The 22,231-nt window shown below is 33.8% G+C and carries 21 protein-coding genes; 12 read left to right on the top strand and 9 right to left on the bottom strand.

Annotated features, from left to right (window positions below):
- The first annotated feature begins 81 nt into the window (after positions 1-81).
- Positions 82-2,859, top strand: a complete 2,778-nt coding sequence (locus BWZ20_RS05445) for an outer membrane beta-barrel protein (protein WP_076617378.1) — start codon at positions 82-84, stop codon at positions 2,857-2,859.
- 70 nt (positions 2,860-2,929) lie between these two features.
- Here the strand turns inward: BWZ20_RS05445 and BWZ20_RS05440 are convergent, their stop codons facing one another.
- Genes BWZ20_RS05440 through BWZ20_RS05420 form a run of 5 tightly spaced genes read right to left on the bottom strand, consistent with a single transcriptional unit; the run spans position 2,930 to position 6,153 of the window.
- Positions 2,930-3,784, bottom strand: a complete 855-nt coding sequence (locus BWZ20_RS05440; protein WP_076617375.1) for a TPM domain-containing protein — start codon at positions 3,782-3,784, stop codon at positions 2,930-2,932.
- Positions 3,785-3,792: 8 nt separating this feature from the next.
- Entirely contained in the window at positions 3,793-4,230 is a 438-nt protein-coding gene (locus tag BWZ20_RS05435) for a TPM domain-containing protein (protein ID WP_076617373.1), read from the bottom strand.
- An 11-nt stretch (positions 4,231-4,241) separates the two neighbouring features.
- Positions 4,242-4,838: a LemA family protein gene (locus BWZ20_RS05430; RefSeq protein ID WP_076617370.1), complete on the bottom strand. Its 597-nt coding sequence runs from the start codon at positions 4,836-4,838 to the stop codon at positions 4,242-4,244.
- A 12-nt stretch (positions 4,839-4,850) separates the two neighbouring features.
- Positions 4,851-5,180 carry a MerR family transcriptional regulator gene (locus BWZ20_RS05425; RefSeq protein ID WP_076617367.1) on the bottom strand — a complete coding sequence of 110 codons (330 nt, stop codon included), beginning with the start codon at positions 5,178-5,180 and terminating at the stop codon, positions 4,851-4,853.
- Position 5,181: 1 nt separating this feature from the next.
- Positions 5,182-6,153, bottom strand: a complete 972-nt coding sequence (locus BWZ20_RS05420; RefSeq protein ID WP_076617364.1) for a M23 family metallopeptidase — start codon at positions 6,151-6,153, stop codon at positions 5,182-5,184.
- Positions 6,154-6,281: 128 nt separating this feature from the next.
- On the opposite strand from BWZ20_RS05420, the gene alaS reads away from it, so the two are divergent.
- The 7 genes from alaS to BWZ20_RS05385 all read left to right on the top strand — a co-directional run bounded on the left by alaS (position 6,282) and on the right by BWZ20_RS05385 (position 15,747).
- Positions 6,282-8,894 (top strand): alanine--tRNA ligase, encoded by a 2,613-nt coding sequence (alaS, locus tag BWZ20_RS05415; protein WP_076617360.1) that lies wholly within the window; start codon positions 6,282-6,284, stop codon positions 8,892-8,894.
- Between the two features lie 112 nt (positions 8,895-9,006).
- A complete protein-coding gene (locus BWZ20_RS05410) occupies positions 9,007-9,384 on the top strand; it encodes a GxxExxY protein (RefSeq protein WP_076617357.1) in 378 nt (125 codons plus the stop codon).
- 42 nt (positions 9,385-9,426) lie between these two features.
- Positions 9,427-10,377, top strand: a complete 951-nt coding sequence (locus tag BWZ20_RS05405) for a GSCFA domain-containing protein (RefSeq protein ID WP_076617355.1) — start codon at positions 9,427-9,429, stop codon at positions 10,375-10,377.
- Between the two features lie 119 nt (positions 10,378-10,496).
- Positions 10,497-11,033 carry a DUF6252 family protein gene (locus BWZ20_RS05400; RefSeq protein WP_076617351.1) on the top strand — a complete coding sequence of 179 codons (537 nt, stop codon included), beginning with the start codon at positions 10,497-10,499 and terminating at the stop codon, positions 11,031-11,033.
- 11 nt (positions 11,034-11,044) lie between these two features.
- On the top strand, positions 11,045-12,946 hold the full coding sequence (locus tag BWZ20_RS05395; protein ID WP_076617348.1) for a PQQ-binding-like beta-propeller repeat protein: 1,902 nt from the start codon (positions 11,045-11,047) through the stop codon (positions 12,944-12,946).
- Between the two features lie 325 nt (positions 12,947-13,271).
- Positions 13,272-15,092, top strand: coding sequence for a tetratricopeptide repeat protein (locus tag BWZ20_RS05390; protein WP_198034974.1), 1,821 nt, complete (start codon positions 13,272-13,274; stop codon positions 15,090-15,092).
- 10 nt (positions 15,093-15,102) lie between these two features.
- Positions 15,103-15,747, top strand: a complete 645-nt coding sequence (locus BWZ20_RS05385) for a response regulator (RefSeq protein WP_076617343.1) — start codon at positions 15,103-15,105, stop codon at positions 15,745-15,747.
- A gap of 68 nt (positions 15,748-15,815) precedes the next feature.
- Here BWZ20_RS05385 and coaD read toward each other — a convergent pair whose 3' ends face one another.
- Positions 15,816-16,274 carry a pantetheine-phosphate adenylyltransferase gene (gene coaD, locus BWZ20_RS05380; RefSeq protein ID WP_076617341.1) on the bottom strand — a complete coding sequence of 153 codons (459 nt, stop codon included), beginning with the start codon at positions 16,272-16,274 and terminating at the stop codon, positions 15,816-15,818.
- Between the two features lie 36 nt (positions 16,275-16,310).
- Positions 16,311-17,288 carry a D-alanine--D-alanine ligase gene (locus BWZ20_RS05375; RefSeq protein WP_076617338.1) on the bottom strand — a complete coding sequence of 326 codons (978 nt, stop codon included), beginning with the start codon at positions 17,286-17,288 and terminating at the stop codon, positions 16,311-16,313.
- A gap of 174 nt (positions 17,289-17,462) precedes the next feature.
- Between BWZ20_RS05375 and BWZ20_RS05370 the strand changes: the two genes are divergently transcribed.
- From BWZ20_RS05370 to BWZ20_RS05355, 4 genes are all read left to right on the top strand, one after another.
- Positions 17,463-18,014 carry a PASTA domain-containing protein gene (locus BWZ20_RS05370; RefSeq protein WP_076617335.1) on the top strand — a complete coding sequence of 184 codons (552 nt, stop codon included), beginning with the start codon at positions 17,463-17,465 and terminating at the stop codon, positions 18,012-18,014.
- A gap of 4 nt (positions 18,015-18,018) precedes the next feature.
- Complete coding sequence (locus tag BWZ20_RS05365) at positions 18,019-19,053, top strand: RluA family pseudouridine synthase (RefSeq protein ID WP_076617333.1); 1,035 nt, start codon at positions 18,019-18,021, stop codon at positions 19,051-19,053.
- Between the two features lie 216 nt (positions 19,054-19,269).
- Positions 19,270-20,028, top strand: a complete 759-nt coding sequence (gene yaaA, locus BWZ20_RS05360; protein WP_076617330.1) for a peroxide stress protein YaaA — start codon at positions 19,270-19,272, stop codon at positions 20,026-20,028.
- A complete protein-coding gene (locus BWZ20_RS05355; protein ID WP_076617327.1) occupies positions 20,028-20,717 on the top strand; it encodes a uracil-DNA glycosylase family protein in 690 nt (229 codons plus the stop codon). The genes yaaA and BWZ20_RS05355 overlap by 1 nt, the downstream gene beginning before the upstream one ends.
- Here the strand turns inward: BWZ20_RS05355 and BWZ20_RS05350 are convergent.
- Complete coding sequence (locus tag BWZ20_RS05350; RefSeq protein ID WP_076617325.1) at positions 20,712-21,584, bottom strand: YitT family protein; 873 nt, start codon at positions 21,582-21,584, stop codon at positions 20,712-20,714. The genes BWZ20_RS05355 and BWZ20_RS05350 overlap by 6 nt on opposite strands.
- A gap of 219 nt (positions 21,585-21,803) precedes the next feature.
- Positions 21,804-22,223 (bottom strand): EF-hand domain-containing protein, encoded by a 420-nt coding sequence (locus BWZ20_RS05345; protein ID WP_076617323.1) that lies wholly within the window; start codon positions 22,221-22,223, stop codon positions 21,804-21,806.
- Positions 22,224-22,231: the final 8 nt, after the last annotated feature.

The raw sequence follows: 22,231 nt of genomic DNA, 5'->3' as shown, positions 1-22,231 counted from the left end.
TTTAAAGAAAATTCATACGATTTACACTTTTCTTGCGTTTGTAGTATTAGCTATTATGTTAACCATCATCAATCAATCTCTATGAAAAAACTAAGCTTAGTTTTTACATTATGTTTCTCCCTTTTTGCGTTTTCTCAAGAAAAAACCTTCACAATTACCGGTAAACTCATTGCAGAAGATTCTAATCTGCCTATAGAATCTGCAACAGTATACTTAGAGCGTGTAAAGGATAGCAGTATTGTTACTTACACCATTTCTGATGAAAACGGATTTTTTAAAATGGAAGGGAGAACCTTCGACGAAAGTCTAAACTTTTATGCATCTTACGTGGGCTATGGGTCATATCTAAAAAAAATAGATATTGATAACGAAAAAATAGATTTAAACACCATTACCATGAAGCTAGACAATCAGCTCAAAGAAGTAGTGATAAAATCTACAGCTCCAATAACCATAAAGCGGGATACCTTAGAATTTAATGTAAAGTCTTTTAAAACAAAAAAAGACGCAACCGTAGAGGATCTATTGAAGCAGCTACCAGGTGTAGAGGTGGATGAAGAGGGTAAAATAACGGTAAATGGTAGAGCAGTCAATAAAATTTTAGTAAACGGTAAGCCTTTTTTTGGTGACGATCCAACCATAACAACCAAAAATTTAACTAAGGACATTGTTGAGAAAATTCAGATTGTAGATACTAAAACCAAGTCTGAAGCATTTACTGGTGAAGCAGGTGATAAAGATAATAAAACTATAAACCTTACTATAAAGGAAGAAAACAATAGAGGTGTTTTTGGACGTGTTGCAGGAGGGTATGGAACAGATGAGCGTTATGAATATGCTGGAATGGTAAATTTGTTTGATAACGATAGACGCATTAGTGCCCTTGCAGGAGGAAATAATATTAATTCACCAGGATTTAGTTTTGGCGAGCTAAATAAAATGTTTGGTGGAGCAAGTATGATTTCAATTAATAGCAATGGCTCATTTAATTTTGACGGGAGGTCTTTTGGCGGCGGACAAGGAATTACAACATCTAGAAGTACAGGTTTAAACTATGCTGATATTATAGGAGAAACAGTAGATATTGCCGCAGATTACTTTAATTCATCAAGTAACTCTGAAAATGAAACCATTACCGAACGCGAAACCATATTGGCGGATTCAAGATTTTTTACAAATTCACGTTCAACATCAAATAGCGATACCAATAGCCATTCTGCAAATCTCGAATTTGAGATTGAAACAGATTCAACATTTCAACTCAACATAGAGCCTTCATTCCGGTATTCTAAGAGCAGAACACTTTTTAATAGTAACGATGAGACTTTAGACGAAGATTTATTGTTAACAAACCAATCTTTGGTTAATTCTGATGTAGAAAGTTATGCGAGGGATTTTTCTACTGATATATCTGCTACAAAGCGTTTTGGTAGCAAAGGCGGCTTTGTAAGAGCGGCAATAAATACAGATGTTAGTAAGCAAGAACGCGAAGATATGCTCAATTCTGTTGCGGAGATTTTTGGTGCCCAATCAGAGACAATAATTAGAGATCAGTTTACAGAAGGAGATAATAATAGTTATGGTCTTTCTGCGGAGTTTACGTATCGATTACCAATAATTGATAAGAAGTTTTTCTTAAATTTTGAATATCAGTTTTCGGTAGACAAGGATAAAAATAGACAAAGTACTTTTGATTTTAATGATGTAGAGCAAGATTTTACAGACTTTAATACAGAGCTAAGCACGGATTTTGAATACAGAGATACTAGAAGTATACCCACAATAGGAGCGACTTACAATGGAGAAAAATTCTATTCTAGATTAGATGTAGGCTATAACATTAGAACCTTAGAAAATAATGATTTACTGCGTCCACAGTTTAATGTAGAACGCCAATTTAAAAACCTAGAGGCAAGTTACAGAGTAAATTATAGATTTAGCCCAAAAGCGTCTCTGTATGGCGGCTATACTTTAAGAAATAATCCGCCTGCTATACGTCAGTTACAGGCCTTTACAGATGTGTCTAATCCATTGAGTATTGTAATTGGTAACCCTAATTTAGAGCCATCTAACAGGCACAGTTTTTATGGAGGTTATAATGGTTTTGATTGGCAAAAACGAACAGGCTTTTATACAAACTTCAATGCTAACTTCACAAACAATCAGGTAATATCTAAAACAATAATAGATCCTGAGACACTCGTAAGGACTACTACTTACGAAAATGTAGATGGTAATTATAACTTTGGTGTATCTGCTACGTATAGTAAAGAAGTAAAAATGGATACTCTAAAATCTGTAAAGTTTAATTTAAGAGCACGCTATAATAGAAGTAGAAACATTAATTTTAATAACGATGTGCAATATGCAAGTACTATAAATAATATTACGCCGCGTTTGGGTATTGATTTTATATGGAATAAGGTTATGGATATAAAACCATATTACGAATTAGTAATTTCAAACAACGCCTATGATATTGATGCTTTTGAAGACAGAAACTTTACACGCCATAACGCAGGATTAAGAACAGCAACATTCTTACCCAAAAAGCTCGAATGGGAAAACGATATTAGATTTAATTATAATCCCAATGTTGCTGAAGGATTTCAAAAAAGTGCTTGGTTTTGGAACTCATCCCTAACCTATAGCATTCTTAAAGATAAAGGTTTAATTTCTTTAAAGGTATATGATTTACTTAACCAAAACACCAATGCAAGACGTGTAGCAACGCAAGATTATATACAAGATTCGCAAAGTACAGTATTAAGACAATACTTTATGCTAGGCTTTAGTTATAAGTTCAACAGCTTAGGTTCTAAAGGGGAAACTGGTGATGATGATTTCTTCTTTTTTTAAGTTACCTTTTTTATTGGAAGTTTAAATAATACTTCATTATGGATTTTATAGTGTTTGCTGTAGCTTTATTTTACCAGCCACCTGAAGCACCTCCGCCACCAAAGCTACCTCCACCAAAGCCTCCACCGAAACCTCCGCCAAAGCTTCCGCCAGATGAAGAGCCTCCAAAAATACCTCCTCCAGATGATCCTCTAGAATAGCTGCCACGTCCCATATTGCTTAGTATTATCGCTTCAAGTATACTTCTGGCATCGTCATCTCTTCGGTTGCCTTTATTGCCACCTCGTCCACCACCTCGTGTTTTTGAGATAGCTATAATAAAAATTATAAAAAAGATAAGTAGTATGATGAAAAAAGCAACCGGAAACTCGCTATTGTTACTTTTTCTAGAGCTTTTGTATTCACCTTTCATGACTTCAAAAATGACATCAACACCTCTGTTCAGTCCACCGTAATAGTCATTACGTTTAAAGTAAGGGATAATTTCTCTATCGATTATACGTTTACTTAAAGCATCTGTAAGTAAGTGTTCTACACCTTTACCAGTGTTAATAGCTATTTTTTTATCGTTTTTTGCTAATAGAATCAGCACACCATTATCTTCCTTTTCTTGTCCGATTCCCCATTTTTCGCCCCATTGCGCGCCAAGATAATTTATGTATTCGCCTTCGGTAGAATTAATAATGGCTACTACAATTTGTGTTGAGGTTGTATCTGCATACCTCCTGAGCTTCACATTAAGTGCAGAGCTATCTTGTTTAGTTAATAAATTAGAGTAATCGTAAACAAAATGTTGCTTAGCATCTTTTGGTTTTGGCGGAATTTTAAATTGAGCATTAACAGATTGTAAAACACAAAGAAACGCAATAAATAACAGCGCTTTTGTTTGCGTTTTTAACCGATTACTGCTTACTGAAAACTGCATACTGAATTTTACCCTTTAGAAATTGAATTATCTAGTTCGTTATGATCTCCATGTTTCCAAGGAAAATGTAAAGCAAGCACTTTACCAGCTTCAATAATACCATCTATAAGACCTTGTTTAAAATTGCCATTTTTAAATTGAAAAACAATCTTATCTCTTGTAGAATTCCAAAAATCTGTTCCGACAATATCATTAATACCTTTATCACCATAAATAACAAAAGCCTTATTATCTACTGCCACATAAATAAGCACACCATTTTGTTCCTTTGTGTTGTCCATTTTTAAGTAATGAAAAACTTCCAAGGCATGCTCGTAGATATCCATGTTGCACTTTTGTTCTATGTGCACACGGATTTCACCAGAAGTTTCGCGTTCTGCAATACGAATAGCTTCAATGATCTCCTGCTCTTCTTGTTGTGTTAGGAAGTCCTCAATGTGTGGCATGTTATGAAAGGTTAAAAGTTAAATTCTACATCTGGAACTTTTTCACTTCCAGGATCTGCTTTATATCTCGCCATTTCTTTAAAACCAAACCAACTTGCTAAAAGTTTATTTGGGAATTTAGTTGTGTATATATCATACTTATTTACAGCTTCATTATAACGATCTCTTGCAATGTTGATTCGGTTTTCTGTGCCTTCTTGTTGCGCTTGAAAATCTCTAAATTGCTGAGAAGCTTTTAAGTCTGGATAACGTTCAAAAGAAGCTATCAATCGGCTAAAAGAACCGCTTAATTGACTTTGGGCTTGTTGAAATTTCTCTAAATTTTCTGGTGTTAAATCATCAACATTAATATTCATCGAGGTAGCCTTGGATCTCGCTTCTATAACTTCATTCAATGTTTTTCTTTCAAAATCGGCAGCACCTTGTACTGTTTTAATTACTGTACTATAAAGATCATTTCTTCTTTGGTAAGTACTTTCTACATTAGACCAAGCTGTTTTAGCATTTGCTTCTAGCTCTACTGATGTATTGTTAATGCCAACTGCCCATTGGTAGATGCCAAATCCAATTATAGTAATAACAATTAGAGGGATTAACCATTTTTTCATAATTGATAAGTTTTAAAGTTGTGTTTTTATTTTAATAAGTTGCGCTTTTATGCTCTCTAACTTTTCAATGATTTCAAATTTTTCGAGCGATTGCTTCTTTTCTTCTTTTAGATGAATTTTAGCACCTTCAAGCGTAAAGCCTCTTTCTTTAACAAGATGATAAATAAATTTAAGGTTTTTGATGTCTTCTGGTGTAAACTTTCTGTTACCCTTAGCATTTTTTTTTGGCTTAATAATATCAAATTCCTTTTCCCAAAACCGAATTAAGGAGGCATTCACTTTAAAAGCTTTAGCCACTTCACCAATACCGTAATAGCGTTTTTCTGGGAGATCTATATGCATATTAATCGAGAGATTGGTTTTCTAGAGAGGCTTTTCTTAATAATTCATTAAACTCAGAAGCCGATAGGTTGCCGTAATAAAAGTTAATAGGATTTATGCGCTCACCATCTTTAAAAACTTCGTAATGCAAATGTGGAGCTTCTGATCGACCTGTACTGCCAACATAACCGATAAGATCACCACGTTTTACGCGCTGATTAACACGTACGTTATACTTATATAAATGTGCATATAAAGATATGTAACCATAACCATGATCTATACGAATGTGTTTGCCATAACCAGATGCCGTATTGTCTGCGCGTGTTACAATTCCGTTTCCGGTAGCGTAAATTGGAGTGCCTCTTGGTGCTGTAAAGTCCATTCCAAAATGAAATTTCCTGGCTTTTGTAAAAGGATCGGTTCTGTAACCATAACCAGAAGCCATACGCGTAAGGTTTTCATTTCTTACAGGTTGTATAGCTGGTATAGCTTCTAAAAATTTTTCCTTGTCTTCGGCCAATTTCGCAATTTCGTCTAGTGATTTCGATTGTACCACAATAGCTTTTTCTAAAATATCGAGGCGTTTGTTGCTTTCTGCAATTAGTTGAGAGTTGTCATAGCCTTCAAATTTTTTATAACGGTTTACACCACCAAACCCTGCACGTCGCTGTTCTTCAGGAATAGGATTAGCTTCAAAATATAATCTGTAGATGGCATTATCGCGTTCTTCAACATTTTCTAAAGCTGCAATAGCATCGTCCATACGTTTGTTCAATAATTCGTATTGAATTTGCATGTTTTGAAGCTCTCGCGCCAACTGACGCTCTTTAGGAGATTCAATGTATTGGCCTGCAATAAAGACAAATAAAAAAGCAAAAAGGGCAGCGGCTAGTAAAAAGACAAACGCATACTTAAAAGTTGTGCGCTTTTTTCGCTTTATCTTACGATAAGAAAGTGTCTCAGCATCATAATAATATTTTACCTTAGCCATGTTCTAATTTATACTATTTTTGCAGCAATAATGCACATTAAATGTTCTGCAAACTTTGCGAACTTTCAAATATAAAGATTGTTTTGCAATTGTGGTAATATTAACGAAACAAGCTATAATTTCAGTATATGACGTCTCAAGATATTCGTTCTAAGTTTTTGAGTTTTTTTGAAGGTAAAAAACACCTTGTAGTGCCCTCTGCACCAATGGTCTTAAAAAATGACCCTACCTTAATGTTTGTCAATTCTGGTATGGCACCTTTTAAAGAATTTTTTCTTGGTAATAGTGAACCAAAAAATAACAGAATTGCAGATACTCAAAAATGTTTAAGAGTTTCTGGTAAGCATAATGACTTAGAAGAAGTAGGCTACGATACGTATCATCATACGCTTTTTGAAATGCTTGGTAATTGGAGTTTTGGAGATTATTTTAAGAAGGAAGCCATTGCTTGGGCTTGGGAACTGTTAACTGAAGTATACGGAATCGATAAAGATATTCTTTACGTTACCGTTTTTGAAGGTAGCGATGATAACGATAAACTAAAAATGGACCAAGAGGCTTACGATATTTGGAAACAATACATTTCTGAAGATCGTATTCTTATGGGAAATAAGAAGGACAATTTCTGGGAAATGGGAGACCAAGGTCCTTGTGGACCATGTAGTGAAATCCACGTAGATATTCGTTCGGCTGAAGAAAAGGCTAAAGTTGATGGTAAGTCTTTGGTAAACATGGACCATCCTCAGGTTGTAGAAATCTGGAACTTGGTATTTATGCAATACAACCGCAAAGCCAATGGGTCTCTAGACGTATTGCCAAACAAGCATATCGATACAGGAATGGGCTTTGAGCGTTTGTGTATGGTGCTTCAAGGCGTGCAATCTAATTACGATACAGATGTGTTTACACCAATAATTCGTGAGATTGAAACCATTACCAATAAGGATTATGGTAAAGATGAAAAAATAGATGTAGCCATTAGAGTCATCTCAGATCATGTTAGAGCTGTAGCGTTTTCTATAGCAGATGGTCAGTTGCCAAGTAACACTGGTGCAGGTTACGTTATACGTCGAATTTTACGTAGAGCCGTGCGATATGGTTTTACATTTTTAGATAAAAAAGAACCATTTATCTACCGTTTGGTAGATGTGTTGAGCAAAAAAATGGGAACCGCTTTTCCTGAGATTAAAGCGCAAAAACAATTGATAGAAAACGTCATTAAGGAAGAAGAAGCCTCTTTCTTAAGAACATTAGAGCAAGGTCTAATTTTGCTAAATGGTATTGTTAGCGACACAAAAGGAGATACAGTTTCGGGTGAAAAGGCATTTGAACTGTATGATACTTATGGTTTCCCTATAGATTTAACAGCTTTAATTCTGTCCGAAAAGAATTTAAAATTAGATGAAAAAGGATTTGAAGAACAACTTCAAATTCAAAAAAATCGTTCGCGTAAAGCAAGTGAAACTTCTACTGAAGATTGGACGATTTTAGTTGATGATGCAGAGCAAGAATTTATCGGTTACGACGCGCTTGAAGCCAACGTAAAAATTACACGCTACAGAAAAGTCACTTCAAAAAAAGAAGGTGACATGTTTCAGTTGGTGTTTAATCTTACACCCTTTTATGCTGAAGGTGGAGGACAAGTTGGTGATAAAGGATACTTGCAAGACAATCATGGAGATACGGTTTACATCATTGACACCAAGAAAGAGAATAACGTCATTATTCATTTTACTAAAAATTTACCAGACGATCTTAACGATACGTTTAAAGCTGTTGTGGATCAAAAACAACGCTTTAGAACCGAGTGTAACCACACAGCAACACACTTGTTGCACCAAGCTCTACGCGAAGTGTTAGGGACACATGTAGAGCAAAAAGGGTCTGCAGTGCATTCTAAATATTTACGATTCGATTTTTCTCATTTTTCTAAACTAACAGTTGAAGAATTAAGAGATGTTGAAAATTTTGTAAATGCACGTATCGACGGAAAATTACCATTAGAAGAGCAAAGAAACGTACCTATGGACAAGGCGATTTCTGATGGTGCTATGGCTTTGTTTGGTGAAAAATATGGAGACACAGTTCGAACTGTGAGATTTGGACAATCTATAGAACTTTGTGGTGGAACACATGTGAAGAATACAGGAGATATTTGGCATTTTAAAATTGTATCTGAAGGTGCAGTTGCAGCCGGAATTCGTCGTATAGAAGCCATTACTTATGATGCTGTTAAAGACTTTTATTTTGAAAATAACAGAGCGTATTTTGAAATGAAAGACCTATTAAACAATGCTCAAGAACCTGTAAAAGCACTTCAAAATTTACAAGACGAAAATGCGAGTTTAAAAAAGCAGATAGAACAACTATTAAAGGATAAAGCTAAGAACTTAAAAGGCGATCTTAAAAATGAAATCACAGCGCTTAATGGCGTGAATTTCATTGCCAAAAAAGTAGATTTAGATGCTTCTGGTATTAAAGACTTATGTTTTGAGTTAGGCGGTGAAGTTGATAATCTTTTTGCTCTGTTTGGTGCAGATAATAATGGTAAGGCGTTATTGTCTTGCTATATTTCTAAAAATCTGGTTGCAGAAAAAGACTTAAACGCAGGTCAGATTGTTAGAGAATTAGGTAAGCACATTCAAGGTGGAGGCGGAGGTCAGCCTTTCTTTGCAACAGCAGGTGGTAAAAATCCAGCAGGCATTGAGGAAGCTTTGGAAGATGCAAAGAATTATCTTTAGTTGATGCTTCTCGCAAAGACGCAGAGTCGCTAAGATTTTTTAGACTAATACGTTATAAGTTTAAGTTTCTTTTAGCAAGAAGTAAATTTAATGCTGAGAAAAAATACATGATATGACCGAAAATGATATTTCTAGAATCATAGTTGACGTTTGTTATAAAATTCATGTAGAGCTTGGTCCAGGTTTATTAGAATCTGTTTATGAGGAGATTTTGTTTCAAGAACTTAAAAATGAAGGTTTAATTGTTGAAAGGCAAAAACCTTTGCCTGTAATTTGGAGAGGTAAAGCATTAGATTTGAGTTACAGAACTGATTTAATTGTAGAACATAAAGTTATTGTTGAAATAAAATCCGTTCAAGAGATTCATCCTGTTCATCCAAAACAATTATTAACCTATTTAAAGTTGTCAGGATTAAAACTTGGGCTACTCATAAACTTTAATAGCCCTTTAATTAAAACAGGAATTACAAGAATTGTTAACGGGTTATAAATCTTATAAAAATTTTACGCCTCTGCGCCTTAGCGAGAAATAATGAAGCTACAAACCAACATAAAACTACAAAAACAACCACATCATCAAATAGATTACACGTCTAAAATGATCTTATTAGGATCATGTTTTTCTGAGAATATTGGTAGTAAGTTTGAGTATCATAAGTTTCAATCTGAGGTAAATCCATTCGGAATTTTATTTCATCCTGTAGCTATAGAAAACCTAATCACTAGAAGTATAAATGAAGATTTCTATAGTGAAGAAGAGATTTTACATCACAATGAAATTTATTGCTGTTTTGATGCGCATTCAAAATTAAATGCGCTTTCTAAAACACAATTACTAGAGCGTTTAAATGCGCAATTAACTAAAACATTAAATAAGGTTAAGTCTGCATCGCACATCATTATTACACTCGGTACAGCTTGGGTTTATAGACATATTACAACTGATAAGATTGTTGCTAATTGCCATAAAATACCTCAAAAACAATTTCTAAAAGAGTTGTTATTTGTTGAAGATGTTGTTGCGTCATTAGAATCTATAATTGCTTTAGTACGACGTGTAAACCCTAAAGTTAATTTCATTTTTACGGTATCTCCGGTAAGGCATCTCAAAGATGGTTTTATAGAAAACAATAGGAGTAAGGCCCATTTATTGTCAGCAATTCATCAGGTTGTAGAGCCCAGAAAGCAACTATTCTATTTTCCATCTTATGAAATTATGATGGACGAATTAAGAGACTACAGGTTTTATAATCAAGATATGATACACCCAAATCATTTAGCGATAGACTACATTTGGGAAACGTTTAAAACCGTTTGGTTATCAGAAGATGCTGAAGAAATCTCAGAAAAGATAGCTAGTATTCAAACTAAGAAAGCGCATCGTCCGTTTAATCAAAATTCAGAAGCACATCAAAAATTTTTAACAAAACTTCATTTAGAAATTACTGATTTACAGAGAAAATACCCACATATTCTGTTTTAGAATACATCTAAGTATTTGAAAAACAATATTTTAAATAAATATACGCAATTTATCGTATGTTTTGCCATCTTCTTATTGTTGAGATTTGCCTCAGTATTAACCAATAAATTAAATCAACAATGAGAACTTTAAAAAACGTTATGTTATTAGTAATGGCATTTTCTTTAGCAACATTAACATCGTGTAGTAGTGATGACGATGGTGGAAGTGGTGGTAATGCTCCTTCTGGCACTTTAGTCGCAAAAGTAGATGGTACAAACTACGAATCTTGGGAGATATCTTCTTCCGCAACAATAGCAAACAATGGAAATAACTTAATAATTATAGCCTCTAATAGTGATGGCAATGCGTTTTCGTTTACAATTTGGGGTTATCAAGGAGTGGGAACGTATGATCTAGACGGTTCTGTCATTGGTAACGTCAACGTGGCGTCTTACACAGAAACAGACGTAGATCTTAATAATCCACAAAATTCAACTACAGAAATTTGGCAAGCACCATACGATAATTCTATGGTTGGCTCTTTGAGTATTTCTGAAGAAACTGATAATAAACTAATAGGAACCTTTGAGTTTACCTGTAAAAACCTCAATGGTGATCAGTCTGTAAAAACAATCACAAATGGTTCGTTTAATCTTAATAAACAAGTGCAGTAACAGGTTATATTATGAAAACGCTATCCACTCAAATTAAAACGTTAATGATGCTAGTACTTTTTGTAAGCGCTACATCATTACTGGCTCAAGAAAATTCATACCAAAGCTATGATCTTGGGGCAAAGATAAATGAGATGACATTAACAGTTGGAGGTGTACTTGTTGTTGCTACTAACAATGGTCTTACAGGTATAAAACCAGAGCAGAGCCAGCCTGTGTTTACCTTCAATAATTTTGGAAAACTGAAACCAGAAGAAACCGAATTTATTTCAGGATCACCTTATATTGTTGTTTCTCAAGGCGCAGGCTCTAAATTTGCTGGTATAGCAAAGACTAAGCGCGCTGTTATAGATTATATGCAAGGTAAAGTGATTTTTAATTCTGACGATGACAGCTGGAATCAAATTTACACCTGCGACGTTGTGCTACCTCAGAATAAACTTATTGTAAGTGGTATTCAAAAAACAGGAAGCAAAGCCGACAAGATAACACCAAAAGTTGCAGTCTATGACCTTAACACATCAAAATTAGATTATAGTTTCTTTTTGGACACACCAGGACGTATAGGTGTTGGAAAAGACTTTAGTGTTACCGGAACACCTTTACTGTTAAAGGATTTCTTAATTATACCAACCGCTCAAGGCCTCATTGCAAAGACACACTCAGGTGAAGAGCTTTGGACCAATAAAATTAAACGTATTACTTGGCTAGTAGCAGATAAAACCGAACAAGAAATTTATGGTTTTGAAACTACCACCAACGGCAAAAACACAAGAATACACAAAATAGGTGTTAAAGGTGAAGAACTATGGGAAGACGACCGAAAAGTAAAAGGTATTGTATCTAAATTCGAAATTTTACCGCAAGGCTTGGCTGTTGTAAGTGATGTTGCAGGTGGAGATGGAGCATTTGCCGCCAAATCCGAGTCTAAAATAACCATGTTTAGTGCAGCAACAGGAGAAGATCTTTGGGAAAAGGCCCCAAAAACAAAGGGCTATGTGCAGCATTTTTACACCATGGAAGATGGTATTTTATTCGGAATATACTCAGGCGGAATCAATAAAATTTCGTTCGATGGTAAAACACTGTTTAAAAAACCTTTAAAAACGGGCGAAAATATTATGATAATGGCACATACACCACAAGGACTCATTTATATTACAGGTGAAGATGCAAACATTGTAAATCTGGAAACAGGAGAACAGATCTGGGATAAACCATTAAAATATAAGAATACTGCTTCTGTAGCTTCCACTTACGATAGCACTAATAATAGATACCTCATTGCAACAGAGGATATAGTATATGCAGTAAATGCTAATTCTGGTGAAGTTTCAGAATTTTCAAAACTGAAATTTGAAGAAAAAGAATCTCCAAGCACAATGGAGATAAGAAATGGAAATATATTTTTAAGTTCTTCTCAAAACATGATGGCATTAGATGGCAATGGCTCAGAAATATATCACGAATATTATAAATCACCAGGTAAAAGTGGCTTTATGAAGATAGTTGGTGGTGTTGTAGCAGCGGCATCCATGGTTGCAACGGTATCAACAGCATATGCTGCCGGAATGAATAATAACGGCATAAGTATGAATAATCTAAGAAACTATAACGACTACGGTAAGGAAGCCAAGCGTGCATCAGATATGTTTGCCTCTATTGCAGGTGCATCTTTTGATATGATGTCTCAACGCTTTAAAGCGTCTGCTGCCACAGAAGATTCACAATTTATCTTAACAAAATTAGATAACGGAGTAGGCCTGGTTAAAGTAAATAAGGACTCAGGTAAAATAGAAAAAGAAATTTTATTAAAAGATAAAAAACCAGAGTATAAAGTAGATGAATATGCAGGTTATCTCTACTATAAGGCTAATGATAGTACTATTGATGCTTATAGCCTTAAGAAATAGAAATCGTCGATAAGCTTTATTGAGATTAGGCGTAGCAACCTTAGTTACGCTTAATCTTCTTAAATTGTATCTTAATCGAATAAAAACCAAATTACTAATAAAAACTATTAAATTGAAAATGCTATTAATCAATTTTTTCCAAAAAGCATCAGTTATAAAAGCCACATTACGCGGCATATACCTGATGCTTTTTTCTTTTAGCACTTTAAAGCTAAGCCTACTTGTATTCTTAAGTATGTTTGTAAATATAGCAACCCACTCTCAGAACCTTGATAGCTTACTCACCGTTGCCCGCAGCACCAAAAATGACTCGGTAAGAATTAGAATGTTTAATAAAGTTGCATTTGGTTATATTTTTAATAATACGGACAAAGCGCTAGCGGTTATTAAGGAAGGAAAGATGTCTGCAAAGAAGACTAATTTTAATTTTGGTCTAACCGAGTTAGTAAACACTCATGGCATATATATGGATATCATAGGCAAGTCAGACTCGGCATCATTCTATTTTAAAGAAGCTTTAAGTATGAGCAGAGCGTATGGCTTTAAAAATATAGAGTCAATGTGCCTAAATAATTTAGGAATGTTTAATTGGAATAAAGGCCACTACGATGAAGCTTTAGATTACTTCTTTCAATCTTTACAAATGGATGAGGCCTTAAAAAGCGAAAAATCCACATCATCTTCATTAAACAATATTGGCCTCATTTACCAAGAAATGAATCTTAATGACAAAGCTCTAGAATACCACAAAAAAGCATTAAGAGTTAGAGAAAAATACAATCTTAAAAACGAGCAAATAGCATCACACAATAATATTGGTATAAATTTAAAAGACTTAGGTAGATTAGATGAAGCTATCGTGTCTTTTACAAAAGGATTAACGCTGGCAAAACAACTAGACAACCGTATAGACTATTATAGAATACTAGACAATCTGGCAAATGCATATTACGAAAAAGGCAATAAAGACTTAGCATTAAATACTTACTTAGAGGCTTTAAAAAAGAAAGAAAATTACCAAGGTGATGAACGAGGAATGCTCTCTACATACAATAATATAGCAACACTCTACAACGAAAAAAATCTGCCCAAAGTAGCCAAGCGCTATACAGATGAAGGTTTTAATTTGGTTAAAAAATATCCCGAAATAGAAATGGTTTCTGCAGATCTACATTTAACTGCAGCAGAAAGTAATTATATGCTCGGAAACTACAACAAGGCCAGAGAACAAAAACAAACGTATATAAAACTAAAAGACTCCATCTTCTCAGAAAAAAATGCCCTAAAAATAGCAGATCTAGAAGTAAAGTACGAAACCGAAAAAAAAGAAAAGGAAATTCTCATACAACGTGCAGAACTTGCCGAGCAGAACTTAGTAATTCAAAAACGAAACTACCAGCTTTATGGGTTGGTTTTTTTAATCATAATACTCAGCGTATTAGGGTTTCTATTTTATAACCAACAAAAGCTAAAAAATGAACAATTACAGAAAGAAAATGAACTTAAAGATGCATTGCTAAAAATCGAAACTCAGAATAAGTTACAAGAACAGCGCTTGCGTATCAGCAGAGATTTACACGACAATATAGGTGCTCAACTTACCTTTATAATTTCATCTATAGATAATTTAAAATATAGGTTTGATATAAAGAACCATAAACTAACACACAAATTAGAAACCATTAGTGAGTTTACATCATGCACCATCAATGAGTTACGAGATACAATTTGGGCTATGAACAAAAGTGAGGTTACCTTTGAAGATCTTCAAACTCGGATTTCAAATTTTATAGATAAAGCAAATATCTCTGCAAACGATATAGAATTTCAATTTAACGTAGCAGATAGTGTAGATACCTTAAAGCGATTTTCATCTGTTGAAGGCATGAATATTTTAAGGATTATACAAGAAGCTATACACAACAGCTTAAAATATGCTAAGGCATCAAAGATTACAGTGCAGGTATCTAAAAATGTTTCAAACTTATTGTTTAAAATCTCAGATAATGGAAACGGTTTTGATATGTCTTCCATAACAAGAGGAAATGGATTAACTAATATGGAAAAGAGAGCTTCTGAAATTAATGGAACATTAAAAATAGATGCAGCCTTGGGTAAAGGCACATCAATAGATCTCATCATTTAAAATTTAGCTTATGAAAACCAGAATAGCCATAGTAGACGATAACACGTTTCTAATAAAAGCAGTAGAAGAAAAGCTTTCTTTTTTTGAAGATTTACAGGTAAGATTTACCGCTACAGATGGTGAGAACTTACTAGAAAAGTTAGAAGAGAATCATAATATTGATCTTATTTTAATGGATATAGAAATGCCTATAATGGATGGTATTGAAGCAACATATCTAGTAAAGCAAAAGTATCCTCACATAAAAATTATAATGCTTACGGTTTTTGATAATGACGAGAATATCTTTAATGCCATTAAGGCTGGTGCTGATGGCTATTTGCTAAAAGAAATCAACGCTGGCGATTTACATTGTGGTATTTTAGAAACTTTAAATGGTGGTGCAGCCATGAATCCTTCAATTGCATTAAAAACCTTAAAATTACTTAGAAATCCCTTTGTAGAAGAAAAAGAAAGGGAAGAAATAAAACTCACAGGTAGAGAAATAGATGTTTTAGAGCAATTAAGTAAAGGTCTAAGTTATAATGCTGTTGCAGAAAATTTAATTCTCTCCACAGGAACAATTAGAAAACACATTGAAAATATCTACCGCAAACTACAGGTGCATAATAAGCTTGAAGCAGTAGAAAAGGCTAAACGCAATAATATTATCTAACAACAAAGATTAATTGTTGGTGTCCTAAACTTGGTTTAGGATTCTCGTGACAATATAAGTTTAAATACTTAAGATTTTACCCTTACACTCTCAGGTACCAAAACCGTGTAGTCTCCATTATTCCGTATTACATCGCGTACAATCGAAGAGGAAATATAAGAGGTTTTAGCTGCTGTTAATAGAAAGACCGTTTCAATTTTTGAGAGCTTTCTGTTGGTATGGGCAATGGCTTTTTCAAACTCAAAATCTGCAGGATTACGTAAGCCTCTTAAAATAAATTTTGCATTAATGTCTTTACAGTAGTCCACAGTTAAACCCTCATAGGTCGTAACCTTAACTTTTGGTTGGTTTTTAAAAGCGTCTTCAATAAAAGCTTTACGTTCCTCAATAGAAAACATATATTTTTTATCGGCATTAATACCAATTGCAACAACAACTTCATCAAAAAGCTTTACGCCACGTTTTATAATGTCGTAATGTCCGTTGGTAATAGGATCAAAAGATCCTGGAAAAAGTGCACGTTTCATTTATAATATTTCCGTTTGTTGCTTCAAAGATACTTATTAATTCTTCATGGCTTCCTCAATAGCATTACTAAACAAATCTTGTATGCTTATACCTGCAGCAGCAGCTTGCTGAGGTAAGATACTTTCTTTGGTAAGTCCTGGTACCGTATTCATTTCTAATAGATGTGGCTCACCATTTTTAAAAATAAATTCACTACGAGAAAAGCCAGTCATTCCTAATACTTCGTAGATCTTTTTTGCTTGTGTCCTCACTTTATTAGCGTCATCTTCAGAAATTCTTGCAGGAGTTATTTCTTGTGATTTTCCTTCATATTTTGCAGCATAATCAAAGAAGTCGTTTTCCGATACAATCTCTGTAATGGGTAATACAGTAATTTTGCCTTTGTACGAAATAACACCAACAGAAACCTCTACACCGTCTAAAAACTGCTCAATTATAATTTCATTATCTTCTTTAAAGGATTCTTCTATAGCAGCTTTAAGATCTTCTTTTTTATAAACCTTAGTTATACCAAAACTGCTGCCAGCTTTGTTGGCTTTTACAAAGCATGGTAAGCTTACCTTAGATATTATGGCATCTTCATTAATCGCATCACCAAGGTTAAGATAATAGTTCTCAGCAGTCTTTATCCCATAGGGCTTAAGTGTTGCTAACAAATCTCGTTTATTATATGTTAAGGCGGCTTGGTACATATTACAACTTGTTTGTGGCAAGCCCCATAATTTAAAGTATGCCTGCATGTAGCCATCCTCACCAGGCGAGCCATGGATAGCATTAAAAACACAATCAAATATTACCTTACGACCCTTTACCGTAATCGAAAAATCATTCTTGTCTACAGGGAATTCGTTATCATTTTCATCAACATAAACCCATTTATTTTTAAAAATATGAATACGATAAGCATTATACTTATCGGCGTTTAAATTATTGTATACAACGTTGCCACTCTTAAGCGAAATTTTATATTCGCTAGAGTAACCTCCCATAATTATGGCAATATTTTTTTTCATTTATGCTGAACTTGTTTCAGTATCTATACTAAGCTTTAGCTTATGATAACTTCAATATTATACTATACGTAAAAGTATCATTTATTTTCAATAATCTAAATGAAAGGTAGCATACGTATATTAATTTTTTAACGTTAGATTATTTATTTAGATTTGTCAACAAGTAAGCCGTATATGAGTATTGTAAAATTTTTAACCAGCAAGGTGTTTTTTAAGCAATTAGCATTGGCCATTGTTGCCATTGTTGTTATTAGTTTTTTAATTCTAAAATGGTTAGATATAACAACCAATCATGGCGAATTTGTAACTGTCCCTGACTTAAAAGGTAAATCTCTGGCAACTGTAGAAATAGAGTTGAATGATAACGATTTAAGAATGGAGATTCAAGATTCTGCCAATTACAATCCTAATTATCCTAAATATTCTGTTATAGAACAAAACCCAGTAGCAGGTGCTCAGGTAAAGGAAAATAGAAAAATATATTTAATCCTTAATCCTTCTGGTTACCGTAAAGTCGAGGTTCCAAATGTTTTAAAACGTACCTTTAGACAAGCCAAACCACAATTGGAAGCTTTAGAATTTAAAATAGGTGAAATTACATATATCGATAATATTGGAAAGGATGTGGTATTAGGAATGAAACACAAAGGTAAAACCCTAAAACCAGGAACATTATTACCACTAACATCTACAATAGACGTCGTTTTAGGAAACGGAAATCGTTAGTTACATGGCAGATATCATAGACATGTCTGAGGAAGAAGACGAGCTTTATGAGCATTATGCTTTTAAGGTTGAGAAAGGACAGCAACCACTTCGTATTGATAAATACCTAATGAATTTTGTTGAAAATGCCACGCGAAACAAAATTCAACAAGCAGCAAAAGATGGTAGTATTTTTGTAAACGGAACACCCGTAAAATCTAATTACAAGGTTAAACCTAATGACCACATTACCGTAAAATTTGAGCATCCACCACATGAATATTTATTGGTTGCAGAGGATATTCCTATTGATATCGTTTACGAAGATGACGAGTTGTTGGTGGTGAATAAACCTGCGGGTATGGTAGTGCATCCTGGTCATGGTAATTACTCGGGCACATTGATTAATGGATTAATCTATCATTTTGAAAACCTCCCAAACAATTCAAGTAACCGACCAGGTTTAGTACATCGTATAGATAAAGATACCAGCGGACTTTTAGTTGTTGCTAAAACCGAACAAGCCATGACACATTTGTCCAATCAGTTTGCTGAAAAAACTAGCGAACGCGAATACGTGGCTATAGTTTGGGGAAATATTGAAGCAGAAGAAGGCACAGTTGAAGGCAATATTGGACGTCATCCTAAAAATAGACTTCAAAATACTGTTTATGAAGGAGACGAAGCTTATAAAGGAAAACCAGCAGTAACACATTATAAAGTTTTAGAACGCTTAGGCTATGTCACTTTAGTAAGTTGTAAACTCGAAACTGGCCGTACACACCAAATCCGTGTACACATGAAACATATTGGGCATACGCTTTTTAATGACGAGCGTTATGGTGGTGAAAAAATCTTAAAAGGCACAACCTTTACCAAGTATAAGCAGTTTGTAGAAAACGCATTTAAAGTGTTGCCGCGACAAGCACTCCACGCTAAAACTCTTGGTTTTGAGCATCCAACAACTGGCGAATGGTTAAGCTTTTCAACCGAAATTCCTGAAGATATGCAGCAATGCATAGAGAAGTGGAGAAGCTATGCCAAGCATCAAAGTCAGTAAGAACGTAAGTTTTTTATCATGCTGAATTTACTTGTGCTGAACTTGTTTCAGTATCTCAACATCTACTAAATATCAAATAGAAGCTACTTATAACACTATTAAAATAAGTTTTTATTGATACTTGAAACTCTATGCTTTACATCGTATTTTTACTCTTAAATGAAATTGTTTAATTAATGCGTTTCCAGTTGTTATGGGAACGACAAAATAGTGTCGATGAAACTAATACTATCACCTGCAAAATCTTTAGATTACGAAAGCAAATTGCCAACTACAAAAACTTCTGAAGGTTGTTTTTTAGCAGAAGCAGAAAGACTTAATAAGTTACTAAAAAAGAAGTCTGCAAAAAGTTTGTCTAAACTCATGCATATATCAGACAATCTAGGTCAGCTTAATTATGAGCGTAACCAAGAATGGGAATTGCCATTTACCAAGGATAATGCCAGGCAAGCTATTTATGCTTTTAATGGCGATGTGTACAGAGGTTTAGACGCTTATACCATTGATACTAAAAAGTTGGATAAGGTGCAGGATACGGTTCGTATAATTTCTGGTTTGTATGGTATTTTAAAACCTTTGGATTTAATACAGCCATACCGATTAGAAATGGGAACAAAAATGCCTGTAGGTAAGAATAAAAATCTTTACGATTTTTGGCAAAAGAAAGTGACTAAAGCACTTAATGACGAGTTGGACGAAGACGAACTGTTTTTAAATCTTGCTAGTAACGAGTACTCAAAAGCCGTGGATAAAAAAGCATTGAAAGTACCTGTAGTTGATGTAAACTTTAAAGAGTTTAAAGATGGTAAATACAAAACCATTGCCATTTTTGCAAAATTAGCGCGTGGATTAATGACAAGGTACATTATTGACACAGATGCAAAAACATTAGACGACGTTAAAGGGTTTAACTATGAAAACTATGGTTATAGCGAAGAATTATCCTCTGAAAAAGAGCTGGTGTTTACGAGATAGTGTTTCTTCACAAACATCCATATTCACCATTTATAAAGCATGATACCGAAAAACTAATTGTTGGCACTTTACCACCTCCAAGATTTTCTACAGGAGATTTATTAGAACAAGATGTTGATTTTTGTTATGGAAGTTATTACAATTCGTTATGGCTGTTTATAGAGAAGATTCATAACCTTAATTTTAGATACGACAATTCTGAAAAAGCCATAACACAACGCAAACAGTTTTTGATTAAAAACAAAATAGGTGTTTGCGATATTGTAGCATCATGCGAACGTGAAAAAATTGATCCCTCAGATCTAGGAATGAGAAATGTGAAATTGAGAGACATTGTTGGTTATCTTAAACAGTATCCTAATATTAAAACCATTTTATTCACAGGAGGAAATAGTAAAAATGGACCAGAATATTTCTTTAGAAAGCATCTAAGAGACTACAAGTTGAAACTAGAATTAGTAACTAATGAACTGCCAAGAATTCATAAATTTACGCTATGTCATCCTGAACTCGCTTCAGGATCTCATAAAGAGCATGAGAGAACTATAAAAACCGTCTCACTAACTTCAGCATCTGGAGCAGCCAATATATCAATAAGTAGATTACCATTATACAGACAGTTAAAAGCCAGTAATCCAGAGTTTAATACGTTTGATTTTAGAGTGATGCAGTACTCTGAGTATTTATAACTTAGGTAGTACTTTGTTCTTTTTCTTATCAAGATAATGGCGTAGAACACCTCCTTTTACAGTATTAACATCAAACTCAACAATAAAAGCTTTTGGATCTATCTTATCGACAACACGATACAATTTTTTTATATCTATACGATTAACAATAGTATGTATAATGTCAAAGTCTTCTGTTTTTCCAGAACTGCCCAAACCTCTTGTTCCTTTATAAAGTGTCATACCAGTACCCAATTCTTCTGTTATAGCAACTTCAATTGCTTCAAATTTTTTTGAAACAATAGTAACACCAATAAAATCTTCAAATCCTTCTATAATTAGATCTGTTACTTTTGCAGTCACGATGTAAGTTAATATAGAATAGAGCGCAACTTCTACTGAAAGTACTAACGCGGTAATACTAAATAGAACTATATTGAAAATTAAGATAATTTGGCCAATACTAATACCAAATTTATCATTTAGATAAATACCCAAAATTTCAGAACCGTCTAAAACAGAACCATTTCTTATGGCAATCCCGATACCAGCTCCAAGAAATAAACCACCAAAAATGGATATTAATAGCTTATCTTCTGTAATTGTACTAAAGTTTTCAAATTGAATAAACAGCGCTAAACCGAGAATACTAATTATGGATTTTATGACAATTCGTTTTGAAACCGTATAAAAACCTAAGATTAAAAAAGGTATGCTGAAAAGTATCAGAAGTATAGAAATATTAATATCTAAAACAGAACTTATTAAAAGTGCGATACCAGTAACACCACCATCTAAAAAACCATTAGGCAATAAAAAAGCTTTTAAACCAATACTTGCTAATATGATACCAAAAATAATTTGAACATACTCTGAAATAATTTTCATGGATTTTGCGTGTTTCAATAATTCCTGTTTTTATTAAAACTAAAAGGTACAAAATCAAAACAATTAATTGGTTAAAAAAGAAAGAAGCTATCTAAAAAGTTAATGTTTTTGTCAATCTAAACTCGTTTTAGATTCTTAAAAAATCAGCTTGTTGAGATTCTGAAATAAATTCAGAATAACAGATTCTCCTACTTTTTAGATAGCCTCTTAAAAATATATTTAGTGTTTACCATGTTTGCGCTTTGGTCTTTCTTTTTTGCGGTTTTCTACAAAGGCTTTATATTCGTCTAAATCAATAGTTCCGTTACCATCCTTGTCCATTTCTGAAAAACGTTCTTCAATGCGTTTTTGCTTCATTACTTCTTTTCTGGCTGTAAATTCTTCTTCTGATAATGAGCCATTAGAATCGGTATCTAAGTCTTTAAAGTGTTCGCTAATTGTTTCTTCCTTTATTTCCTCTCGCTGACGTTTGTCTTTAAATTCATCTAACGATAATGCTCCATCATCATTAGCGTCTAATTTTTGAAATAACTCCTCAGGACTTGGTTTGTGTTTACGTTGTCTTTCTTGTGCCTCTGTAAATGATACAGCGCAAATTGCGATAACTAATACGCCTAATTTTAATGTTTTTGAAATCATATTTTTTG

It is taken from the genome of Winogradskyella sp. J14-2, from assembly GCF_001971725.1.
Classification (GTDB): domain Bacteria; phylum Bacteroidota; class Bacteroidia; order Flavobacteriales; family Flavobacteriaceae; genus Winogradskyella.
This window is presented reverse-complemented; position numbering and strand designations above follow the sequence as displayed.